General features: G+C 71.8%; 20 protein-coding genes. 12 read left to right on the forward strand and 8 right to left on the reverse strand.

Annotated elements, in window-relative coordinates; translation table 11 throughout:
• Nucleotides 1-36 precede the first annotated feature (36 nt).
• The 3 genes from ACZ7L0_RS14985 to ACZ7L0_RS14995 all read right to left on the reverse strand — a co-directional run bounded on the left by ACZ7L0_RS14985 (nucleotide 37) and on the right by ACZ7L0_RS14995 (nucleotide 2339).
• Nucleotides 37-852 (reverse strand): triphosphoribosyl-dephospho-CoA synthase, encoded by an 816-nt coding sequence (locus ACZ7L0_RS14985; RefSeq protein ID WP_471242868.1) that lies wholly within the window; start codon nucleotides 850-852, stop codon nucleotides 37-39.
• Nucleotides 853-861: 9 nt separating this feature from the next.
• The gene (locus ACZ7L0_RS14990; protein WP_471242869.1) at nucleotides 862-1812 is read right to left on the reverse strand and encodes an intradiol ring-cleavage dioxygenase; all 951 of its coding nucleotides are present in this window, start codon (nucleotides 1810-1812) and stop codon (nucleotides 862-864) included.
• Nucleotides 1813-1892: 80 nt separating this feature from the next.
• Nucleotides 1893-2339 (reverse strand): ATP-binding protein, encoded by a 447-nt coding sequence (locus ACZ7L0_RS14995; RefSeq protein ID WP_471242870.1) that lies wholly within the window; start codon nucleotides 2337-2339, stop codon nucleotides 1893-1895.
• 200 nt (nucleotides 2340-2539) lie between these two features.
• On the opposite strand from ACZ7L0_RS14995, the gene ACZ7L0_RS15000 reads away from it, so the two are divergent.
• The 9 genes from ACZ7L0_RS15000 to ACZ7L0_RS15040 all read left to right on the forward strand — a co-directional run bounded on the left by ACZ7L0_RS15000 (nucleotide 2540) and on the right by ACZ7L0_RS15040 (nucleotide 12282).
• Nucleotides 2540-3400 carry a hypothetical protein gene (locus ACZ7L0_RS15000; RefSeq protein ID WP_471242871.1) on the forward strand — a complete coding sequence of 287 codons (861 nt, stop codon included), beginning with the start codon at nucleotides 2540-2542 and terminating at the stop codon, nucleotides 3398-3400.
• Nucleotides 3401-3515: 115 nt separating this feature from the next.
• Complete coding sequence (locus ACZ7L0_RS15005) at nucleotides 3516-4259, forward strand: YcnI family copper-binding membrane protein (RefSeq protein WP_471242872.1); 744 nt, start codon at nucleotides 3516-3518, stop codon at nucleotides 4257-4259.
• A gap of 91 nt (nucleotides 4260-4350) precedes the next feature.
• Nucleotides 4351-5004, forward strand: a complete 654-nt coding sequence (locus ACZ7L0_RS15010; protein ID WP_471242873.1) for an SCO family protein — start codon at nucleotides 4351-4353, stop codon at nucleotides 5002-5004.
• A 20-nt stretch (nucleotides 5005-5024) separates the two neighbouring features.
• Complete coding sequence (locus ACZ7L0_RS15015; RefSeq protein WP_471243217.1) at nucleotides 5025-5462, forward strand: copper chaperone PCu(A)C; 438 nt, start codon at nucleotides 5025-5027, stop codon at nucleotides 5460-5462.
• Between the two features lie 13 nt (nucleotides 5463-5475).
• Nucleotides 5476-7380 (forward strand): copper resistance CopC/CopD family protein, encoded by a 1905-nt coding sequence (locus ACZ7L0_RS15020; RefSeq protein WP_471242874.1) that lies wholly within the window; start codon nucleotides 5476-5478, stop codon nucleotides 7378-7380.
• 8 nt (nucleotides 7381-7388) lie between these two features.
• Nucleotides 7389-8684: an iron uptake transporter deferrochelatase/peroxidase subunit gene (efeB, locus tag ACZ7L0_RS15025; protein ID WP_471242875.1), complete on the forward strand. Its 1296-nt coding sequence runs from the start codon at nucleotides 7389-7391 to the stop codon at nucleotides 8682-8684.
• A gap of 78 nt (nucleotides 8685-8762) precedes the next feature.
• Entirely contained in the window at nucleotides 8763-9695 is a 933-nt protein-coding gene (gene pheA / locus ACZ7L0_RS15030; RefSeq protein ID WP_471242876.1) for a prephenate dehydratase, read from the forward strand.
• A 509-nt stretch (nucleotides 9696-10204) separates the two neighbouring features.
• The gene (serS, locus tag ACZ7L0_RS15035) at nucleotides 10205-11482 is read left to right on the forward strand and encodes a serine--tRNA ligase (protein ID WP_471242877.1); all 1278 of its coding nucleotides are present in this window, start codon (nucleotides 10205-10207) and stop codon (nucleotides 11480-11482) included.
• Complete coding sequence (locus ACZ7L0_RS15040; protein ID WP_471242878.1) at nucleotides 11479-12282, forward strand: HAD family hydrolase; 804 nt, start codon at nucleotides 11479-11481, stop codon at nucleotides 12280-12282. The genes serS and ACZ7L0_RS15040 overlap by 4 nt, the downstream gene beginning before the upstream one ends.
• Before the next feature lie 381 nt (nucleotides 12283-12663).
• Here the strand turns inward: ACZ7L0_RS15040 and ACZ7L0_RS15045 are convergent, their stop codons facing one another.
• From ACZ7L0_RS15045 to ACZ7L0_RS15065, 5 genes are all read right to left on the reverse strand, one after another.
• Nucleotides 12664-12882: an SGM_3592 family protein gene (locus tag ACZ7L0_RS15045; protein WP_471242879.1), complete on the reverse strand. Its 219-nt coding sequence runs from the start codon at nucleotides 12880-12882 to the stop codon at nucleotides 12664-12666.
• Between the two features lie 78 nt (nucleotides 12883-12960).
• A complete protein-coding gene (locus tag ACZ7L0_RS15050) occupies nucleotides 12961-13680 on the reverse strand; it encodes an ABC transporter permease subunit (RefSeq protein ID WP_471242880.1) in 720 nt (239 codons plus the stop codon).
• Between the two features lie 9 nt (nucleotides 13681-13689).
• Entirely contained in the window at nucleotides 13690-14601 is a 912-nt protein-coding gene (locus ACZ7L0_RS15055) for an ABC transporter ATP-binding protein (protein ID WP_471242881.1), read from the reverse strand.
• Nucleotides 14601-15509, reverse strand: a complete 909-nt coding sequence (locus ACZ7L0_RS15060) for an ABC transporter permease (protein ID WP_471242882.1) — start codon at nucleotides 15507-15509, stop codon at nucleotides 14601-14603. Before ACZ7L0_RS15060 ends, ACZ7L0_RS15055 begins: the two co-directional genes overlap by 1 nt.
• Entirely contained in the window at nucleotides 15499-16464 is a 966-nt protein-coding gene (locus ACZ7L0_RS15065; protein WP_471243218.1) for an ABC transporter ATP-binding protein, read from the reverse strand. Before ACZ7L0_RS15065 ends, ACZ7L0_RS15060 begins: the two co-directional genes overlap by 11 nt.
• Before the next feature lie 225 nt (nucleotides 16465-16689).
• Here ACZ7L0_RS15065 and ACZ7L0_RS15070 point away from each other — a divergent pair, with 225 nt between their 5' ends.
• The 3 genes from ACZ7L0_RS15070 to ACZ7L0_RS15080 all read left to right on the forward strand — a co-directional run bounded on the left by ACZ7L0_RS15070 (nucleotide 16690) and on the right by ACZ7L0_RS15080 (nucleotide 20114).
• Nucleotides 16690-18447: an SDR family oxidoreductase gene (locus ACZ7L0_RS15070; RefSeq protein ID WP_471242883.1), complete on the forward strand. Its 1758-nt coding sequence runs from the start codon at nucleotides 16690-16692 to the stop codon at nucleotides 18445-18447.
• A 141-nt stretch (nucleotides 18448-18588) separates the two neighbouring features.
• Nucleotides 18589-19143, forward strand: a complete 555-nt coding sequence (locus ACZ7L0_RS15075; RefSeq protein ID WP_471242884.1) for an RNA 2'-phosphotransferase — start codon at nucleotides 18589-18591, stop codon at nucleotides 19141-19143.
• A gap of 59 nt (nucleotides 19144-19202) precedes the next feature.
• Nucleotides 19203-20114, forward strand: a complete 912-nt coding sequence (locus ACZ7L0_RS15080) for an LLM class flavin-dependent oxidoreductase (protein ID WP_471242885.1) — start codon at nucleotides 19203-19205, stop codon at nucleotides 20112-20114.
• The last annotated feature ends 24 nt before the right edge of the window (nucleotides 20115-20138 follow it).

The following is a 20138-nucleotide window of genomic DNA, read 5'->3' on the forward strand; positions in this document are numbered from 1 at the left end:
TGCCGGCCCGCCACGAGATCCGGAATCCAGGGAAATTCAAGCCACCGGCAGCGAATCGAGGAACAGCGCCCCCGCGAGCAGTCCCGCGCTTCCCCGGGGGCTCCACGCGCGCGTGTGCAGGTCGGCGTCGAAGGCGGCCAGCGCCTCGGCGCCCACGGGGGTGGCCGTTCCGCCCGCCTCCAGGATCCCCCGGGCGCCCGCCTGCACCTGCCGCAGGCCCAACGGACCCGCCCTGTAGAGGAGTTCGGTGTCCTGGAGGGTGGACATCACGGTGAGCAGGGCGTCCAGGCGCGCCTGGGCCTCGGTGGCGCCGGCCGAGCGGGCGGCGGCGAGCGCGTCCAACGCCCGCCGCACATGCGGGAATCCGGCCTTCGCCTCGCCCCGGGCCCCGGCCGCGCCGTACTTGGCCGACACGGAGGAGCCGCGTGACGCCCTGAGCGGGGCGCGGCGGTCGGGGTGCGCGGCGATCCGCTTGGCCACCGTCAGCACGTCCCGTGCCCCGGGCCTCGGCCCCAGCGCGGCAGCGGCGACCAGCAGGCCCAGCGCCCACAGGGCGCCCCGGTGTCCGCCGCCCGCCAGACCGACCGAGTGCTCGGTGCACCGGCCGATCGCCCCCAGCTCCGCCCGCAGTGCCGGCGTGACCTCACCGGTGCGGCGGGCGGAGGCGGCCATCGCCGCGAGGCCGGGTGTCAGCGCCTTGGCCGACCAGCGCAGGGCACGGTGGTCCCGGCGGGTGGTCCGGGCGGTCAGGTCGCGCGGATCGGGCAGTCCCGGCTTGGGCGCCAGGGCCAGCTGCCTGGTGAGCGCGTCCACTGCGGCTTGCGCCAGCGTGTCGTCCTCGCGGCTGCTCATGGCCGTACCTTACGAGGACGCGGACGCCGTCGGGGAGGCGCTGTCGCTCGGGGCACCGCTCGGCGGGGCACCCGTCGGGGTGTCGCTGGGCGCGCCGCTCGGGGGCGTGCCCCCACCGCCGCTGCCGGCGCCGGTGTTCTCGGCGTCGGGGTCGACGCCCAGGGTGATGTAGCCCTTGTAGCCCTTGGACGGGTCCTTCTTGTGCACGCGCTCCAGGGTCAGCAGGCCGCTGGAGGCGCCGCCGCCGTCGTAGACCATGTCGTCGGCGAGCTCGGTGTAGGTGCCGGTGTGCTTCGAGTACGGCTCCAGCGTGAAGATCTCCTCGGCGATGTCGTCGGCGAAGAACAGCTGGCCGGTGTAGTTGACCTTGCCGCCCTCGTAGGTGCCGTCCTCCTTCTCGCCGCCGGTGTGCACCTTGAGGTGGATGTGGCAGGTGCGGGGCGTGTACCAGCCGGGGAAGATCGTCTCGAACTTCACCACCCCGTTGGCGTTGGCGATCTGGTAGCCGCGCAGATAGGTGCTGTCGTCGGCGGTGGAGCCGTCCTCGCTCTCCGCGGGCGCCGAGCCGCCGGGGTTGGCGGTGGTGTAGCCCGAGTAGTAGCCCCAGGCGTCGCAGTGCCAGATCTCCACGGCGGCGCCGGAGACCGGGGTGCAGCCGTCGGTGGCGTCCACGACGGTGAGCCGGAGCGTCAGCGGGACGCCGCTCTTGCCCTCGGTGATGTCCTTGCGCACCAAGGCACCATCGAGGTAGTACGGCCCTTCCGTGACGCTCGACATCAGCTGCATGCAGGTGCCGCCGGTCGAGGTGGCCGAGGCGGAGGCGCTCGCCGTGGCCTCGGTGGCCGTGTCGGCGAAGGCCGACTGGTAACCGGCGACGGCGAGGCCGCCGGCCGCGACCGTACCGCCGGTCACCGCGAGGGCGCGGCGCCGGGTGATGTTGTTCTTGTGTTTTCCCGTCATGGCCGAGGAACGTACGAACTCCGCATGTCAGGGACATGAGCCGTGGCTGGCAGAAAGCTGTGAGCCGCCCGGCCGGGCGTCTAGACCGCCACCAGCGGCGCGTCGTCGCGCCACTTGAGCATCTTGTCGAAGCTGACCACCGTCCCGCCCCGGCCGGACTTGGGGCCGATGTGGACGTGGTCGGCGAGTTCCCGGATGAGACACAGGCCGCGGCCGTGCTCGGCGTCCGGGCACGGGGGCCGGGTGACCGCGGCGCCGGGGGCGAGTCCCGGGCCGGAGTCGGTCACCTCGATACGGCACTTCTCGCCGTCGAGGTAGGCCGTCACCCGGTATTCCTCCGAGGCGCCGCGCGCACCGTCACCGCCGTGCTCGACGGCGTTCGCGCAGGCCTCACTGAGGGCGACGGACAGGTCGTACGAGATGTCGGGGTCGACGCCCGCGGTCTCCATCGTGCCCAGCAGCAGCCGTCGGGCGAGCGGGACGCTCGCGGCCTCGCGCCGCAGATGGAGTGACCACCAGATGCTCATGCTCCAGCCTCCTGGCTGCGGCTCGACATACCGATACGTATTGCCGCCCGTGGCGGTCCGTAAGCACACCGTCGGCGTGACTCCGCCCATACGGTGGATGCGGCCGGGGACGAATCGGTGTATGAGGGGCGGCTGTGCGACGGCCGTCTTCCGGACCTGCCGTAAGGCAGGTGTGAGGACAGTGCGATGATGAGCCCGCCATGACTGCCCCCCAGCCGCGCACTACGCGCTCCGGAGCGGAACTCCGGATTCTGCGGGCCGCGGTGTTCGCCGCGGTCTGCGTCGTGCTGGCTGCGGCGGGGCACACCCTGGCCGCCTGCGCCACCGTCCCGCTGTGGACGCTGGGCGCGGGATTCCTGGGCTCCCTCGTACTGGTGGCCCCGCTCGCCGGGCGGGCCCGCTCACTGCCGGGGATCGCGGCGCTGCTCGCCGTGGGGCAGACCGCGCTGCACACGCTGTTCGGGCTGGCCGAGCAGGCCACGGCCGCTACGGCCTCCGGCGCCGCGTCCATGGGCTCGATGAGCTCCATGGGCTCGATGTCCGGGATGAGCGACCAGGCCCTCGTGGCCCGGGCCGCACGGCTGGTGTGCGGGTCGAGCGCGGCTGCCCTCAGCCCCGCCCATGCGTACCGGCTCCTCGTCGACGCGCATCTGGCCGCCCCCGCGGCCCCGCACCCGGGCATGGACATGAGCGCCATGCACCACGCGGCGGACGCCACCGGCGCCTCCGCGTCCCTGCTGCCCTCGCTGCCGATGGTCCTCGGCCACCTCCTCGCGGCCGTCGCCGTCGGCTGGCTGCTGCGCCGTGGCGACCTGGCCGTGCTGCGCCTGCTCGACCTGTCGACGCACGGAATCACTGAGGGAGCGCTCGTAAGGTCGCTGCGCGCGGCCCTCGCGCTGGCATGCGCCCTGTGCGCCGGGCTCCCGCCCGTTCCCGACCCGCGCGCACGGGCCCGTCGTACCGCCACGGACGACTCGCCCGCCCCGCAGACCACCGCACTCCAGCACACGGTGATCCGGCGCGGCCCGCCGTCGGCCGCCGCACTCGTCCTCGCCGCCTGACGCGACGCGAACGCCACTCCGCACACATCCGTAAGGAGAGGGACCGCGGTCGCGCCTCGCGCACGCATACCCCTCTTCACCACCGGAACTCACTCAGAGTGGAGTGCTCCACGCCATGAAGGCTTCTCGTCTCGCCGCCGCCGCTGCCGTCGCCGGCTCCTCCGTCCTCGTCCTCTCCGCGCCCGCCTTCGCGCACGTCAGCGTGCAGCCGGAGGGCACGGCCGCCAAGGGCGGCTACGCGGTCGTCGACTTCAAGGTGCCCAACGAGCGCGACGACGCCTCGACGACCAAGCTCGAGGTCAGCTTCCCCACCGACCACCCGCTGGCCTCGGTGATGCCGCAGCCGATCGACGGCTGGAAGGTGAAGGTCACCAAGTCCAAGCTGGACAAGCCGCTGGAGATGCACGGCGAGAAGATCAGCGAGGCGATCACCAAGGTCACCTGGACCGCCGACGGCAAGGGCATCGAGCCCGGCTACTTCCAGAAGTTCCCGCTGTCCGTCGGCGCCCTGCCCGAAGACACCGACGAACTGGTCTTCAAGGCGATCCAGACGTACTCCAACAAGGAGGTCGTCCGCTGGATCGAGGTCCAGCAGGACGGCCAGGAGGAGCCCGAGAACCCCGCCCCGGTGCTCGAACTGGCCGCCGCCTCCGAGGACGAGCACTCCCACGGCTCGACCGCCGCCGAGGACGCCTCCGACGAGAAGGAGGAGAAGGCCGAGACCGCCGCCGCCTCCGACGACTCCTCCTCCGGCGGCAGCGACACCACCGCGCGCGTGCTCGGTGTGGTCGGCATCGTCGTCGGCGCGGCCGGTGTCGCCTACGGCGTGCTCGCCGGACGGCGCCGGGCCGACGCCTGAACCCCCTGATCCGTGCCGCGCACAGGGGCCCGTGCCAGGCTTGGCACGGCCCCGGTGCGGGCCGGAGCTCTCACATCTGGGACATTTCTCTATGCGCAAGAAGACGTTCGCCGCGGCCTCGCTGCTCGCCGCGGCCACTCTGACCCTCTCCGCCTGCGGCAGCGGCGACGACGGCAAGTCACCCATCGCCGTGGTCTCCGAGGAGTCCGGCTCGGACAAGGCCGCCACCGTGCTCGACCAGCCGTTCGAGAAGCCGGACCTGGTCCTCACCGACACGCACGGCAAGAAATACGACCTCCGCAAGGAGACCCAGGGCAGGCCGACCCTGATCTACTTCGGCTACACCCACTGCCCCGACATCTGCCCGCTGACCATGAACAACCTCGCGGTCGCCAAGAAGGCCCTGCCCAAGGCCGAACAGGACAAGCTGCGGGTGGTGTTCGTCACCACCGACCCCGCCCGCGACACCCCGTCCGAACTCGGCAAGTGGCTCAAGGGAATCGACTCCCAGTTCATCGGCCTGACCGGTGACTTCTCCACCATCCAGGCCGGCGCCCGCGCCCTCGGCATCACCATCGAGCCGACGAAGAAGGACAAGAACGGCAAGACCGTCTCCGTCCACGGCACCCAGGTCGTCGCGTTCTCCCCGAAGACCGACGGGGGCTACCTCCTCTACGGCGAGGGCACCACGGTCGGCGACTACACCAAGGACCTCCCCAAGATCATCAAGGGAGCCAACCCGTGAGGCGTCCGGCCCTGGCCGCGATGACCCTCCTGGCGGGCGCGCCGGCGCTGGCGGGCTGCGGCGGCTCCGGCGACGGCGCCGCCAAGGCGGAGCTGTCGGTCAGCTCCTCCTACATGCCGCAGCCGGTCTCGGCCGACATGGCGGCCGGGTTCCTGACGATCACCAACAAGGGCGGCACGAAGGACGAGCTGACCTCGGTCACCAGCGACGCGGCCGGCGAGATCACCATGCACCACACCGCCGGCGGCGCGATGCGGGAGGCCACCTCCTTCGCCGTCCCCGCCCACGGCCGGCTCGTGTTCAAGAGCGGCGGCGACCATCTGATGTTCGAGAAGCTGAAGCACCGGCCGAAGCAGGGCCAGACGGTCACCCTGAAGCTCACGTTCGCCAAGTCCGGGCCCCTCACCGTCGAGATGCCGGTGAAGTCCGCCACGTACAACCCGTCGACCGGACACTGAGGGAGGGACCATCTTGACGCGGACCATCACCCCCCGCCTGCGCACCCTGGTGCTGCTGTTCCTGGCCGTCACCGGCGCGCTGCTGGCCGGTGCCGGGCCGGCCTCCGCGCACGCCGCGCTGACCGGCAGCGACCCCTCACAGGGGGTGGTGGTCAAGAAGGCGCCCACCCAGGTGTCGCTGACCTTCTCCGAGAAGGTCGCCATGAACGACGACTCGCTGCACGTCCTCGACCCCAAGGGCAAGAAGGTCGACGTCGGCAAGCCGTCCAACATCAGCGGCACCACGTACGCGGTGCAGCTCAAGAGCGGCCTGGCCGACGGCACCTACACCGTCGCCTACCAGGTCGTCTCGGCGGACAGCCACCCCGTCTCCGGCGCCTTCACCTTCTCCGTCGGGGCCCCCTCCCAGACCACCGTCTCCGTCTCCGACCAGACCGCGGGCGGCGGGGCCGTGGGCCGGCTGTACGGGTTCGGGCGGTACATGTCGTACGCCGGCTACATCGTGCTGGTCGGCGGCGCGGCCTTCGTGCTCGCCTGCTGGCAGCGCGGATCCGGGGTACGGGCCCTGCAGCGGCTGGTCGTCGGCGGCTGGGTCACGCTCACCGCCGCCACCCTCTGGCTGCTGCTCCTGCGCGGCTCCTACACCGGCTCCGGGAAGGTCGCCGACATCTTCGACCTGGAGCTGCTCGGGCAGGTGCTGCAGACCAAGACCGGCGCCGCGCTGGTCTCCCGGCTGCTGCTGCTCGCCGCGGCGGCGCTGTTCGTCGCCGTCCTCTTCGGGGCCTACGACAAGCGGGAGGACGACGAGAGGCGCGACCTGACCTTCGGCCTGGCGATCGGCGGCACCGTGGTGGCCGCCGGGCTCGCGGCGAGCTGGGCGATGGCCGAGCACGCCTCCGTCGGGCTCCAGGCGGGCATCGCCATGCCGGTCGACGTGGTGCACCTGCTGGCGGTCGCCACCTGGCTGGGCGGGCTCACCGCCCTCCTGGTCGCGCTCTACCGGGCGCCCGCCGAGACCCCCGTGGAGAGCGCGGCCGTGCACCGCTTCTCCCGCCTCGCCTTCGGCTCCGTCCTGGCGCTGGTCGCGACCGGCACCTACCAGTCCTGGCGCCAGATGGGCTCCTGGTCGGCGTTCACCGACACCCGGTACGGGCAGCTGCTGCTGGTCAAGATCGGGCTCGTGGCGCTGCTGGTCGGCATCGCGGCGGTCTCCCGGCGGTGGACGGCACGGCTCGCCGACACCGCGCCCGCCTCGACGGCGGCGAAGGGGGCCGAGCCCTCGAAGGCCAAGGCCGAAGTGAAGGAGCGCGTGACCGCGCCCGCCTCCGGCGGGAACGCCGAGCGCGCCGCTCAGCTCGCCCGGCAGCGCGCCGCCGAGGACTCCGCCCGGCAGAAGCGGCTGCGGGACGCCGACCCCGACCGCTTCGGCCTGCGCCGCTCGGTCCTCGCCGAGGCGGGCGTCGCCGTCGTCCTGCTCGCCGTCACCACCGTGCTCACCCAGACCGAGCCGGGCCGCACCGAGCAGGAGGCCAAGGCGGCCACGTCGTCGTCCTCGTCCTCCTCCTCGTCGTCCGCCGGGGCGCTGACCCTGGACATGCCGTTCGACACCGGCGGCCAGGACGGCAAGGGCGTCGTACGGCTCGACTTCGACCCCGCGCGCGTGGGCGGCAACGAGATGCACGTCTACGTGCAGCGGCCCAACGGCCGGGCCTTCGACGTCCCCGAGGTGAAGGTCGCCTTCACGCTCACCGCCAAGAAGATCGGGCCGCTGCCCGTCAACCCCGACCACGTCACCACCGGACACTGGGCGGCGAACGGGGTGCAGATCCCCATGGCCGGCGAATGGAAGATCGCCGTGACCGTGCGCACCTCCGACATCGACCAGGCGACCGTCTTCAAGAACGCGCAGATCGGCTGAACCCCACCATGCCCGACCAGTCCATCCCGCAGGCTCGCACGCCCGACACCGCCGCGGCGGAGCCCGTCCTCGGCGACTCCCCGCGCGACGGCATCTCACGGCGCAGGCTTCTCGGCACCGCCGGTGCCACCGGGCTGGTGCTCGGCGCGGCGGGCGGGGCCGCGGGGTACGCCGCCGCCCCCGCCGCGGCCACGCCGCTGAGCTCGGTGGGCGCCGGCCGGGCGATGTTTCACGGGAAACATCAGCCCGGCATCACCGAGGGGCTCCAGGCCCGGGGCCATCTCGTCGCCTTCGACCTGGCGGCGGGCGCGGGCCGCAAGGAGGCGTCCGCGCTGCTGCGCCGCTGGTCGGCGACGGCCGAGCGGCTGATGGCGGGCGAGGCGTCCGCGCACGACGACACCGACGTGGCCCGGGACGCCGGCCCGTCCTCCCTGACGATCACCTTCGGCTTCGGGCACAGCTTCTTCGGCCGGACCGGCCTGGAGAAGCAGCGCCCGGTCTCCCTCGACCCCCTTCCCGACTTCTCCTCCGACCACCTCGACAAGGCGCGCAGCAACGGCGACCTCTGGGTGCAGATCGGTGCCGACGACGCCCTGGTCGCCTTTCACGCGCTGCGCGCGATCCAGAAGGACGCGGGCGTCGCGGCCCGCGTCCGCTGGCAGATGAACGGCTTCAACCGCACCCCCGGCGCCACCGCCCATCCCATGACGGCCCGCAATCTGATGGGCCAGCTCGACGGCACCCGCAATCCGAAGCCGGCCGAGACCGACTTCGACAAGCGGATCTTCGTCCCGGCGTCCGGCTCGGCCGACCCCGCCTGGATGGCGAACGGCTCCTACGCCGTCGTACGCCGGATCCGCATGCTCCTCGACGACTGGGAGAAGTTGTCCACCTCCGCCCAGGAGGCGGTCATCGGGCGCCGCAAGTCCAACGGCGCGCCCCTGTCGGGCGGCACCGAGACGACCCCGATGGACCTGGAGAAGGCGGACGCGGGCGGCGACTACGTCGTCCCGCTCAACGCCCACGCCCGGATCACCCGGCCCGACCAGAACGGGGGCGCGGCCATGCTCCGGCGCCCGTTCTCCTACCACGACGGCATCGACGCCGACGGGACGCCCGACGCGGGCCTGCTGTTCGTCTGCTGGCAGGCGGATCCGCTGCGCGGCTTCGTGCCGGTGCAGCGCAAGCTGGACCGGGGCGACGCGCTGTCGAAGTACATCCGGCACGAGGCCAGTGGGCTGTTCGCGGTGCCGGGCGGCGCCGGCCGTGGAGAGTACGTCGGACAACGCCTGCTGGAGGGTTAGGTCACGCCGATTCACCCCCGGCGGGGGCAGTCCTGAGACACCCGGGCCGGTTTTCGTGGCGGCCATTAGGGTGAGGACATGCCAGCGAGCTATGCGTATCTCGGCCCCGAGGGCACCTTCACCGAAGTCGCCCTCCGCACGCTTCCGGAGGCGGCCACCCGGGAGCTGATCCCGTATGTGTCGGTGCAGTCCGCGCTGGACGCCGTGCGCGGCGGAGAGGCCGAGGCCGCCTTCGTGCCGATCGAGAACTCCGTCGAGGGCGGTATCACCACCACTCTGGACGAGCTGGTGGCGGGCGCGCCGCTGATGATCTACCGCGAGGTGCTGCTCTCGATCACCTTCGCGCTGCTGGTCCGGCCGGGCACCAAGCTGTCCGACATCAAGACGGTCACCGCCCACCCGGCCGCCCAGCCCCAGGTCCGCAACTGGCTCAAGGCCAACCTGCCCGACGCCCTCTGGGAGTCCGCCGCCTCCAACGCGGACGGCGCCCGGCTGGTCCAGGAGGGCCGGTACGACGCCGCCTTCGCGGGCGAGTTCGCGGCGGCCCGGTACGGCCTGGAGGCCCTGGAGACCGGGATCCACGACGCGGAGAACGCGCAAACCCGGTTCGTGCTGGTGGGCCGCCCGGCCCGGCCCGCGGCCCCGACCGGCGCGGACAAGACGTCCGTGGTGATCTGGCCGCGCGACGACCATCCCGGCGGGCTGCGCGACCTGCTCGGCGAATTCGCCACCCGGGGCATCAACCTCATGCTGCTCCAGTCCCGCCCGACCGGCGCCGGAATCGGCAACTACTGCTTCTGTATCGACGCCGAGGGCCATATCTCCGACCGCCGGGTGGCCGACGCGCTGATGGGCCTGAAGCGGATCTGTCTGCAGGTACGATTCCTCGGTTCGTACCCGCGTGCGGACATCACGCCGGACACCCCTCTGCCCACGCTGCCGGGGACGTCGGACGAGGCGTTCATGGCCGCCGCGAGCTGGGTCGCGCGGTGCCAGGACGGGCGGTTCTAGAGTTATCCACAGGAGTTATCCACAGGCGAGCTTCTCGACCTGGGGACAAGTCGACACGGAAGCGCCACTCGGTCGACAAATCGGCCTACAGCCCGCACCCCGGGCCGACCTCGCTCGCATCACCCTTCGTCCATCCGTTTCCTTTGGTTCATCTTTTGGGGCGACCTTTTTCCACCCGAAAGCGGGTGTCAGGGCAGTTTGAACCGGGAATTCCTCACTCCGGTCACCACTTCCGGAGTGATCAATTCCGGTGTCCACAGGTCTTCCGCACAGCCTGTGGATAACTCTTCGGAGGGTGTGGATTCCTGTGGACAACGGAGGCCTCAAATCCCGTTTCCGACAAGGGAGTCGAGTCAATCCCCCGCCTCCCGCATGCCCCGTCCCAGGGAGTGAGACGATGTTTATTGACACGCTGCGCAATTCCCCCACAACGGTACGTAAGCCGCAGTTCACGGCAGTTCGGAATACCGAGTCGTGGGCCGGAACGCCGCACCGGTAGCCTTGACCGCGTGATTGACCTTCGCCTGCTCCGTGAGGACCCCGACCGTGTGCGCGCGTCCCAGCGCGCCCGTGGAGAGGACGTCGCGCTCGTCGACTCCCTCCTGTCCGCCGACGAGCGGCGCAGGTCGTCCGGCGTCCGCTTCGACGAGCTGCGCGCCGAGCAGAAGGCGCTCGGCAAGCTCATCCCCAAGGCCTCCGGGGACGAGAAGGCCGAACTGCTCAAGCGCGCCGAGCAGCTCAAGGCCGACGTCAAGGCCGCCGACGCCGAGCGCGACGCGGCCGACACGGAGACCCAGGAGCTCCTCCAGAGGCTGGGCAACCTCATCCACCCCGACGTTCCCGTCGGCGGCGAGGAGGACTTCGTCACGCTGGAGACGCACGGCACCATCCGCGACTTCGCCGCCGAGGGCTTCGAGCCCAAGGACCACCTGGAGCTCGGCCAGGTCCTCGGCGCGATCGACGTGGAGCGGGGCGCCAAGGTCTCCGGCTCGCGCTTCTACTTCCTGACCGGCGTGGGCGCCCTGCTGGAGCTGGCCCTCGTCAACGCGGCGATCGCCCAGGCGACGGCCGCGGGCTTCACCCCGATGCTGACCCCGGCGCTGGTCCGCCCGCAGTCCATGGCGGGCACCGGCTTCCTCGGCCAGGCCGCCCAGGACGTCTACCACCTCGACAAGGACGACCTGTACCTGGTCGGCACCTCCGAGGTGCCGCTGGCCGCGTACCACATGGACGAGATCATCGACGCGGACCGGCTGCCGCTGCGCTACGCGGGCTTCTCGCCCTGCTTCCGCCGCGAGGCCGGCTCGCACGGCAAGGACACCAAGGGCATCTTCCGCGTCCACCAGTTCGACAAGGTGGAGATGTTCTCCTACGTGGCTCCCGAGGACTCGCAGGCGGAGCACCAGCGCCTGCTGGAGTGGGAGAAGCAGTGGCTGACCTCGCTGGAGCTGCCGTTCCGCGTGATCGACGTCGCCACCGGTGACCTGGGCGCCTCGGCCGCGCGCAAGTTCGACTGCGAGGCCTGGATCCCGACCCAGGGCAAGTACCGCGAGCTGACCTCGACCTCGGACTGCACCGAGTTCCAGTCCCGGCGCCTGCAGATCCGCGTCCGCGAGGGCAAGCAGGTGCGCCCGCTGGCCACGCTCAACGGCACGCTGTGCGCCGTACCGCGCACGATCGTGGCCATCCTGGAGAACCACCAGCAGGCCGACGGATCGGTGCGCGTGCCCGAGGTGCTGCGTCCGTACCTGGGCGGCCGGGAGGTCCTGGAGCCGGTGGCCAAGTGAGCGCCGGTTTCCCCTACGGACTCGTCGCCACCGACCTCGACGGAACGCTCCTGCGCTCCGACGAGTCGATCTCGCGACGCACCCGTGAGGCGCTCGCCGCGGCCACCGCGGCGGGCGCCGCCCATATCGTCGTCACCGGCCGCTCGGCCCCCTGGACCCGGCACATCCTCGACGACCTCGGCTACGACGGCCTCGCGGTCTGCGCCCAGGGCGCCCAGGTCTACCACGCCGGCGAGCACCGCCTGCTGACCTCCGTGACCCTGGACCGGCAGCTGGCGGGCGTGGCCCTGGCCAAGATCGAGGCCGAGGTGGGCCCGCTGTACCTGGCGGCGAGCCGCGACGGCCTGGACGGCGAGGTGCTGGTGGGCCCCGGCTACGCGGTCACGGGCCGGCTTCCGGCGACTCCGTTCACGGACGCGTCGGACCTGTGGACCGCCCCGCTGAACAAGATCTACATCCAGCACCCCACCCTCTCGGACGACGAGCTGGCCGAGGCGGCCCGGCAGGCCGCGGGCGGCTTCGTCACCGTGGCGATGGCGGGCGAGGGCATAGTGGAGCTGCTGCCGCTGGGCCTGTCGAAGGCCACGGGCCTCTCCCTGGCGGCCCGCCGCCTGGGCCTGAAGGCCGCCGACACGCTCGCCTTCGGCGACATGCCCAACGACATCCCGATGTTCGCCTGGGCCGCCCGGGGCGTGGCCATGGCCAACGCCCACGAGGAGTTGCGGGCGGTGGCGGACGAGGTGACGTCCTCCAACGAGGAGGACGGGATCGCCGTGGTGCTCGAACGCCTGCTGGCGTAGCTGCGGGCGGTCGTGCCGCTGGGGCGGCACGGGTCGGCACAGCGGCGTCTCGTAGCGCCGAGTTGCGCGACCTACCCGCCCGCCCCAGCGTCGGGTGCCTCTCTGAGAGGCGGTGACTGGGAAGGCGGCCCACGCGAGCGCAGCGCATCGCGTGCTCGAAGCGACCGCCCCGGGCAGCTTCCCCGTGCGGGGCGGACTCGGACGGAGCGGGTAACTACTCCGGAGCCCGCCGCGGGCTGCCCTGACGGGAGCCGGACGTACTGTCGTGCATGGACATCGCCCGGCTCCTCTCCCAGAACGTGGCACCGGTCCCCCGGCCGGTGGCTGCGACACCACCACTGTGCCGTCCACGTCGGTTGGGTGCCACCGAATTAAACGGCGTTACCGGCGGCGCCACTTCCGGCGGCGCGCCCTGCTGAAGAACCACCCCGCGGGCGGCTCGTCCGACCGCCAGGGCTGTGGCTCCGGCGACTCGGCGCGCCAGCGGGCGGCGAGCATCCGGGCACGGGCGGACGGCTCGGTGGTCCCGGCCGAGCGTATGAACTCGTCGTCCAGGACGATCCCGTCCCAGTCGTCGTTCCGTGGCGCCTCGTCAGCCATGCCCGTGCCTCCCAGCAGCGCATCCCCTGGACCAAGTCTGCCCGGACGGAGATGAGGCCCCCGTCAAGGCCGTTGCTCCTACTCCTCGCCCGCGAGCGTCAGCGACCGCAGCTTCTGCCCGGCGTACCAGGTGGCCAGCACGGTGACCGCCACCAGCAGCACCGTCGCCGTGGTCAGCCCGACGTCCGAGGTCACGAGATCGCCGCCGGACACCTTGTGGGCCACCGCCAGCGACCACTGCTGGACGCTGAGCGTGCGGGCCCCGGGCACCAGGGAGCCGAACAGGGCCTCCCAGACGAGTGCGTAGACCAGCCCGAAGACCACCGCGTGCCGGGAGACCGTGCCCAGCAGCAGGAAGAGCGCGGCGTACGCGATCGAGGCGACGAGCGCGGCCACCGTGTACGCGACGGCGACCTGCTGGCCGTTGCCGTTCAGGATCAGGCCCGCGACCATCGTGGGCACCGCGGAGAACACCATGGTCACCGCGATCGCGACGATCAGCTTGGTGAAGATGATCGTCGGCCGCTTCAGCGGCTTGGACAGCAGGTAGACCACGGAGCCGTCGTCGATCTCCGGGCCGATCGCGCCGGTGCCCGCGATGACGCCGATGATCGGCACCATGGTGGCGAGCGCGAACCCGCCCAGCACGTCGGAGGCGGTCTGGTCGTCGGCTCCGACCAGGGCGCGCACCATCACGGCGATCACGATCAGCAGCAGCGGCAGCGCGCCGAGGATGAGGGCCCGGCGGCGGCCGAGCAGGGCCCGGTAGGTGAGCCGGGCGACTGTGGGGTCGTACATCTTGGCCTCCTACGCCGCGACGAGATACGAGAAGACGGACTCGAGGGACTCGTCGGACGGCGAGACCGTCAGCAGGCGGATGCCCTGGTCCCTGGCCACCTTGGGCAGCAGGGAGGTGAACCGCCCGAAGTCGACGGCCTGGATGCGCAGGGCGCCCTCCGCCAGGTCGACCTCGATGCCGGACGTCGACGGGTCGGCGATCAGCGCCGCCGCGAGCGCGCGGTCGTCGCTGGAGCGCACCAGGTAGCGGTGCGGGCGGTCGGTCATCAGGCGGCGGATCCGGCGGAAGTCACCGCTGGCCGCGTGCCGGCCGGCCACGACCACCTCGATGTGCCAGGCGAGCTGCTCGACCTCCTCCAGGATGTGGGAGGAGAACAGCACCGTGCGGCCCTCATCGCCCATCCGCCGCAGCAGTTCCATCAGCTGCATGCGCTGGCGCGGGTCCATGCCGTTGAACGGCTCGTCGAGCAGGAGCAGGGACGGGTCGTGCACGAGGGCGCTGGCCATCTTCACGCGCTGCCGCATGCCCTTGGAGTAGGTGGCGATCTTCCGGTCCTGCGCGTACTCCATCTCGACCGTGGCCAGCGCCTTCTGGGCCGCCTTCGCGCCCAGTCCGTGCAACTCGGCGTTGGCGACGACGAATTCGCGGCCGGTGAGGAAGTCGTACATCGCCTCGCGTTCGGGGACGATGCCGATGTGGCGGTAGATGTCCTCGTTGCGCCACACCGGCTGCCCGTCGAGGGTGACCGTGCCGGTGGAGGGGGCCAGGAAGCCGCCCATCATGTTGATCAGGGTGGACTTGCCGGCGCCGTTGGGGCCGAGCAGGCCGGTGACGCCGGGGCCGATGGTCATGGTGATGTCGTTGACGGCGACCACGTTGCCGAACCAGCGGGAGACGTGGTCGAGGGAGAGCGTGGTCATCAGAGCCCCAGCTTCTTGTAGCGGCGCGTCAGGAGGCCGTAGGCGGCGGCGATCAGGCCCAGGCAGACGAGGACGTAGACCACTCCCGCCCCGGTGGACGGGCTGTCGCCTCCGGGGGCGGAGGAGGTGGCACCGAGGAAGGCGGACTGCACCCCGTCGATGAGCGTGACCGGCGAGAACAGGCCGATCCAGGGGACCGCGCCGCTGCTGCCCTGGGTGTCGGCGATGGCCTGGAGCGTGGTGACCGCGCCGTAGGAGATGGTCAGCACGGCGATGACGGCCGCGATGCCGAAGCCGCGGCGCGGGGTGACGGCGGCGATGACCAGGCCGATGCCGGCGAAGAGCAGCGAGAGCAGTGCCATGGAGACGAGTCCCTGGGCGAATTCCTTGGTCTGGTGGGCGAAGCCCATCTTGGCGAGCAGCGAGCCCACGTACATCACGAGCAGCGGGGCTCCGGTGAGGATGAACATCGCCGAGGCCAGCGCCGCGAACTTCGCCTGGACGTAGTCGGCGGTCTCGATGGGCCGCGAGAAGTACAGCGGCACGGTCTTGAAGCGCAGGTCACGGGAGACGGACTGGGGTGCCTGCGAGGCGATGTACAGGCTGATGACGGCCTGCATGATGATCGCGTAGCGGGTGTAGGACACCGGCAGTTCGTGCGCCTTGGTGGCGACGGCGACGGCGACCATGATGGCCGCGGGCACGCACATCACCGCGAACAGCAGCATCGGCAGCACCTTGGACTTCACCGAGCGGCCGAGCCCGTAGGCGCCGCGCAGGGACTGCGCGTACAGGGACCGGCGGGCGTAGCCGCGGCCCAGGCGGGGGCCGTCGTAGCTGCGGTAGCCGATGTTGTGGATGCGGGTCTGGTCACCCGAAGGCGTCGCTACGGGGTGCTCAACTGCCATGGCCGACCGCCTCCTTCCGCTGCTCGTCGCTGTCCCGGAACACCTCCGAGATGTGGTGCCTGCGCTGCTCCATGCGGACCAGGCCGAGGCCGAGGTCGGCGACGACGTCGCGCACCAGGTCGTAGGTCTCCTCGCCCCGCGCGGTCAGCAGCAGCACATGGCCGGAGCCGGGCAGGCCGGTGCCCTCGTCGTGGGTGTCCACCCCGCGCGCGTGGAGCGCCTCGCGGACCGCGCGGGTGCCGTCGGGGTGGTCGTCGGTGTCGGTGACCTCGATCGCGAGGGTGGTCGTGGTCTGCGTGAAGTCGGTGGTGGAGCTGGAGCGCAGGAGCTTGCCGCCGTCGACGACCACGACGTGGTCGCAGGTGCGCTCCAGCTCGCCGAGCAGGTGCGAGGTGACCAGGACCGAGATGCCGAAGTCGGTGTGGATGCGGCGGATCAGGCCCAGCATCTCGTCACGGCCGACGGGGTCGAGGCCGTTGGTCGGCTCGTCCAGGAAGACCAGCTGCGGGTCGTGCACCAGGGCCTGGGCGAGCTTCACACGCTGCTTCATGCCGGTCGAGTAGCCGCCGATGGGGCGGTAGCGCTCCTCGTACAGGCCGACGTGGCGCAGGGTGTCCGCGGTGCGCTCGCGCGCGGCTGCCGGAGGCAGGCCGGACATACGGGCCATGTGCACGACGAACTCGGTGGCCGAGACGTCGGGCGGCAGGCAGTCGTGCTCCGGCATGTAGCCCACCCGCTCGCGGATGGCGGCGCCCTCGGTGGCGACGTCGAGTCCGAGCACCTCGGCGCGGCCCTCGGTGGCGGGGGACAGACCCAGCAGGATCTTGATCAGCGTGGACTTGCCGGCTCCGTTGGCACCGACGAGCCCTGTCACACCGGGTCCGACGTCCACAGAGAGCCGGTCAAGCGCGGTCACCCGGGGGAACCGCTTGCTCAGGCTTTCGGTCACGATCACAGTCACGTCTTAGACCGTAGTGACGCGGGCCACGCCGGACGTCAGCCCGGAGAGCCGTCTTGGCGTCAGCCTCCAGTCGTACGGGACCTTAGGGGTCACCCTGAGGTCTCACGCCCGACCAGGCTGTTGACGCTCGGTCTAACAACTGGAACGCTCGCCTGAGGCCGAGTTTTCGGACACCCGGTACGACCGGAGCGGATGGCTGACGGCGGACGGAGGCGCGGGGTGACGGCACTGAGGGGCGCGCGGGAACGCACGGTGCGCACGGGCGGGGTCGAGCTGTGCGTGGCGGAGCTCGGGGACCCGGACCGGCCCACGGTGGTGCTGGTGCACGGCTACCCGGACAGCAAGGAGGTCTGGTCGGAGGTGGCCGTCCGCCTCGCCGGCCGGTTCCACGTCGTGCTGTACGACGTCCGGGGCCACGGCCGCTCGACGGCACCCCGGCCGCTGCACGGCGGCTTCACCCTGGAGAAGCTCACGGACGACTTCCTGGCGGTCGCGGACGCGGTCAGCCCGGACCGGCCGGTGCACCTGGTGGGGCACGACTGGGGCTCGGTGCAGTCCTGGGAGTTCGTCACCGTCCGGCGGACCAAGGGCCGCATCGCCTCCTTCACCTCGATGTCCGGGCCGTCCCTCGACCACTTCGGGCACTGGATCAACGCGCGCGTGAAGCGCCCGACGCCCCGCCGCGTGGGCCAGCTCCTCGGCCAGGGCGCCAGATCCTGGTACGTGTACCTGCTGCACACCCCCGCCCTGCCCGAACTGGCCTGGCGCGGCCCTCTGGGCAAGAGCTGGCCGGCGATCCTGCGGCGGACGGAGAAGGTCTCCGGCGGCGACTACCCCACCCCGTCCCTGCCCACGGACGCGGCGCACGGCGCCTGGCTGTACCGGGACAACGTGCGCTTCCGGCTGCGCCGGCCGCGCCCGGACGCGTACGCGCACGCGCCCGTGCAGCTCATCACGCCCCTGGGGGACGCGTTCCTGTCGGAGCGGCTGTACGACGGACTGGAGCGATGGGTTCCGCGGCTGACCCGCCGCACGCTCCCGGCCAGGCACTGGATCCCGCGCACCCGGCCCGACCAGCTGGCGGCCTGGATCGAGGAGTTCGTCACGGGCGTCGAGGAGGGCCGTGACGAGGCGCGGCCCACCGGCCGGCACGCCGAGCGCTTCGCCGGTCAGCTGGTCCTGGTGACCGGTGCGGGCAGCGGCATCGGGCGGGCCACGGCGCTGGCGTTCGCGGAGGCCGGCGCGCGCGTGGTGGCCGTCGACCGGGACGCGGAGGCCGCCGCCCGCACCGCGGACCGGTGCCGTCTGCTCGGCGCCCCGGGCGCCTGGGCGGAGCCGGTGGACGTCTCCGACGAGCGGGCCATGGAGAAGCTGGCCGAGAAGGTCGACGCCGAGCACGGCGTGGTCGACGTACTGGTGAACAACGCGGGCATCGGCCTGGCGGGCTCGTTCTTCGACACGACACCGGACGACTGGCGCAGGGTCCTGGACGTCAACCTGTGGGGCGTCATCCACGGCTGCCGCCTCTTCGGCGCGCGGATGGCCGAGCGCGGGCAGGGCGGCCACATCGTCAACATCGCGTCGGCCGCCGCCTACCAGCCCTCCCGGGCGCTGCCCGCCTACAGCACCTCCAAGGCGGCGGTGCTCATGCTGAGCGAGTGCCTGCGGGCCGAGCTGGCCGGCCGGGACATCGGCGTGACGGCGGTCTGCCCCGGCTTCGTCAATACGGGCATCACGTCGACGGCCGTCTTCGCGGGCGTGGACGCCGAGGAGCAGAAGCGGCGCCGGAAGCGGGCCGCCCGCCTCTACCGCCTGCGCGGCTACCCGCCGGAGAAGGTCGCCGCCGCCGTCCTGGACGCGGTGGTCCGCGACAGGCCCGTGGTCCCGGTGACACCGGAGGCCCGCGGCGCGCACCTGCTGTCCCGTCTCCTGCCCGGGGCGCTGCGTGCGCTCGCCCGGGTGGAGCCGCGCTTGTGATCTCGGTGAAGTCCCCTGGAATAGCGGTCAGTTGTCCACAGAATCACCAACGGGGCTGTGGATAACCGAAGTTGGCTGTGGATCAAACCTCACCGGCAAAACAAAATGCGTGATTCCCGTCTCGCCCGCCATGCTGAGGGGATGGACGAAAGACGCACCGTGAAGGTGTCGAAGTACCTCTCCAAGCATCTGCGTCACCAGCCGGAGCGGATCGGTCTCACCCTCGACGAGGGCGGCTGGGTCGAGATCGGCGCACTGATCACCGCGGCCGGCGCGCACGGCTTCCGCTTCACGCGGGAGGAGCTCGACCACGTGGTGGCCGTCAACGACAAGAAGCGGTTCGCGGTCGAGGGCACCCGGATCCGCGCCAGCCAGGGCCACAGCATCGAGGTCGATCTCGGTCTGCCCCCGGCGACCCCGCCGCCGTACCTCTACCACGGCACCGTGGCGCGCAGCCTGGACGCGATCCGCACCGAGGGCCTGCGGCCCATGAACCGGCACGACGTGCACCTGTCGGCCGACCGCGAGACGGCGCGGCGGGTCGGCGCCCGCCGGGGCCGCCCGGTCGTCCTCCCGGTCGACGCCGCCGCCATGCACCGCGACGGCCATGTCTTCCACGTCAGCGCCAACGGGGTGTGGCTCACCCAGGCCGTGCCGCCCCGGTATCTGCGGTTCACCGAGGCGCACGGTGGCTGAGCCGCCGCGCACGGTGACCGTTTCGTCCGTTGTCGGTGGCGCCCTTTAGTCTCGGGGGCATGAGTCTGCGTCTGAGCACCGTGATCCTTCCGTACCGCCGCTGGAGCGAGGGCGGCCGTTCGGCCTGGACGCGGGCCGAACAGCTGGGCTTCCACACGGGGTACACGTACGACCACCTGTCCTGGCGCAGCTTCCGCGACGGCCCCTGGTTCGGTGCGATACCGACGCTGACCGCCGCCGCCTCCGTCACCGACCGGCTCCGTCTGGGCACGCTGGTGACCTCGCCGAACTTCCGGCACCCGGTGACGCTGGCCAAGGAGCTGATCTCCCTCGACGACATCTCCGGCGGCCGGGTCACCCTCGGCATCGGCGCGGGCGGCACCGGCTTCGACGCCACCGCGCTCGGGCAGGACCCCTGGAGCCCGCGCGAGCGCGCCGACCGGCTCGCGGAGTTCGTCCCGCTGCTCGACCGGCTGCTGACCGAGGACGGCACGGACGGGGTGTCGTACCAGGGCGACTTCTACTCGGCGCACGAGGCGCGCAACATACCCGGCTGTGTGCAGCGCCCCCGGCTGCCCTTCGCCGTCGCCGCCACCGGCCCCCGGGGCCTGAAGCTCGCCGCCCGGCACGGACAGGCGTGGGTGACCACCGGCGACCCCAAGCTGTACGCGGAGGGGACGCCGGAGCAGTCGGTCCAGGCCCTGCGCGGGCAGGTGGGGAAGCTGGCCGACGCGTGCGCGGCGATCGGCCGGGACATGGCCGGGCTGGACAAGATCCTGCTCACCGGCTTCACCCCGGACCGCGGCCGGCCGCTGCGGTCCCTGGACGCCTTCGTGGACTTCGCGGGCCGTCACCAGGAGCTCGGCTTCACCGAGATCGTGGTGCACTGGCCCATCCCCGACTCGGACTTCGCCGCCGACGAGAAGGTCTTCGAGCAGATCGCCATGGAGGCCCCGGCACAGCTGCGCTGAACCGGGCCGAGTGCGGTCCGTGAG

The organism is Streptomyces sp. NPDC039424 (genome assembly GCF_055639495.1).

Coding starts and splice junctions, on each gene's coding strand:
- ACZ7L0_RS14985 (WP_471242868.1), bottom strand. CDS start 852: ATGAGCAGCCGCGAGGACGACACGCTGGCGCAAGCCGCAGTGGACGCG.
- ACZ7L0_RS14990 (WP_471242869.1), bottom strand. CDS start 1,812: ATGACGGGAAAACACAAGAACAACATCACCCGGCGCCGCGCCCTCGCG.
- ACZ7L0_RS14995 (WP_471242870.1), bottom strand. CDS start 2,339: ATGAGCATCTGGTGGTCACTCCATCTGCGGCGCGAGGCCGCGAGCGTC.
- ACZ7L0_RS15000 (WP_471242871.1), top strand. CDS start 2,540: ATGACTGCCCCCCAGCCGCGCACTACGCGCTCCGGAGCGGAACTCCGG.
- ACZ7L0_RS15005 (WP_471242872.1), top strand. CDS start 3,516: ATGAAGGCTTCTCGTCTCGCCGCCGCCGCTGCCGTCGCCGGCTCCTCC.
- ACZ7L0_RS15010 (WP_471242873.1), top strand. CDS start 4,351: ATGCGCAAGAAGACGTTCGCCGCGGCCTCGCTGCTCGCCGCGGCCACT.
- ACZ7L0_RS15015 (WP_471243217.1), top strand. CDS start 5,025: ATGACCCTCCTGGCGGGCGCGCCGGCGCTGGCGGGCTGCGGCGGCTCC.
- efeB (WP_471242875.1), top strand. CDS start 7,389: ATGCCCGACCAGTCCATCCCGCAGGCTCGCACGCCCGACACCGCCGCG.
- pheA (WP_471242876.1), top strand. CDS start 8,763: ATGCCAGCGAGCTATGCGTATCTCGGCCCCGAGGGCACCTTCACCGAA.
- ACZ7L0_RS15045 (WP_471242879.1), bottom strand. CDS start 12,882: ATGGCTGACGAGGCGCCACGGAACGACGACTGGGACGGGATCGTCCTG.
- ACZ7L0_RS15050 (WP_471242880.1), bottom strand. CDS start 13,680: ATGTACGACCCCACAGTCGCCCGGCTCACCTACCGGGCCCTGCTCGGC.
- ACZ7L0_RS15055 (WP_471242881.1), bottom strand. CDS start 14,601: ATGACCACGCTCTCCCTCGACCACGTCTCCCGCTGGTTCGGCAACGTG.
- ACZ7L0_RS15060 (WP_471242882.1), bottom strand. CDS start 15,509: ATGGCAGTTGAGCACCCCGTAGCGACGCCTTCGGGTGACCAGACCCGC.
- ACZ7L0_RS15075 (WP_471242884.1), top strand. CDS start 18,589: ATGGACGAAAGACGCACCGTGAAGGTGTCGAAGTACCTCTCCAAGCAT.
- ACZ7L0_RS15080 (WP_471242885.1), top strand. CDS start 19,203: ATGAGTCTGCGTCTGAGCACCGTGATCCTTCCGTACCGCCGCTGGAGC.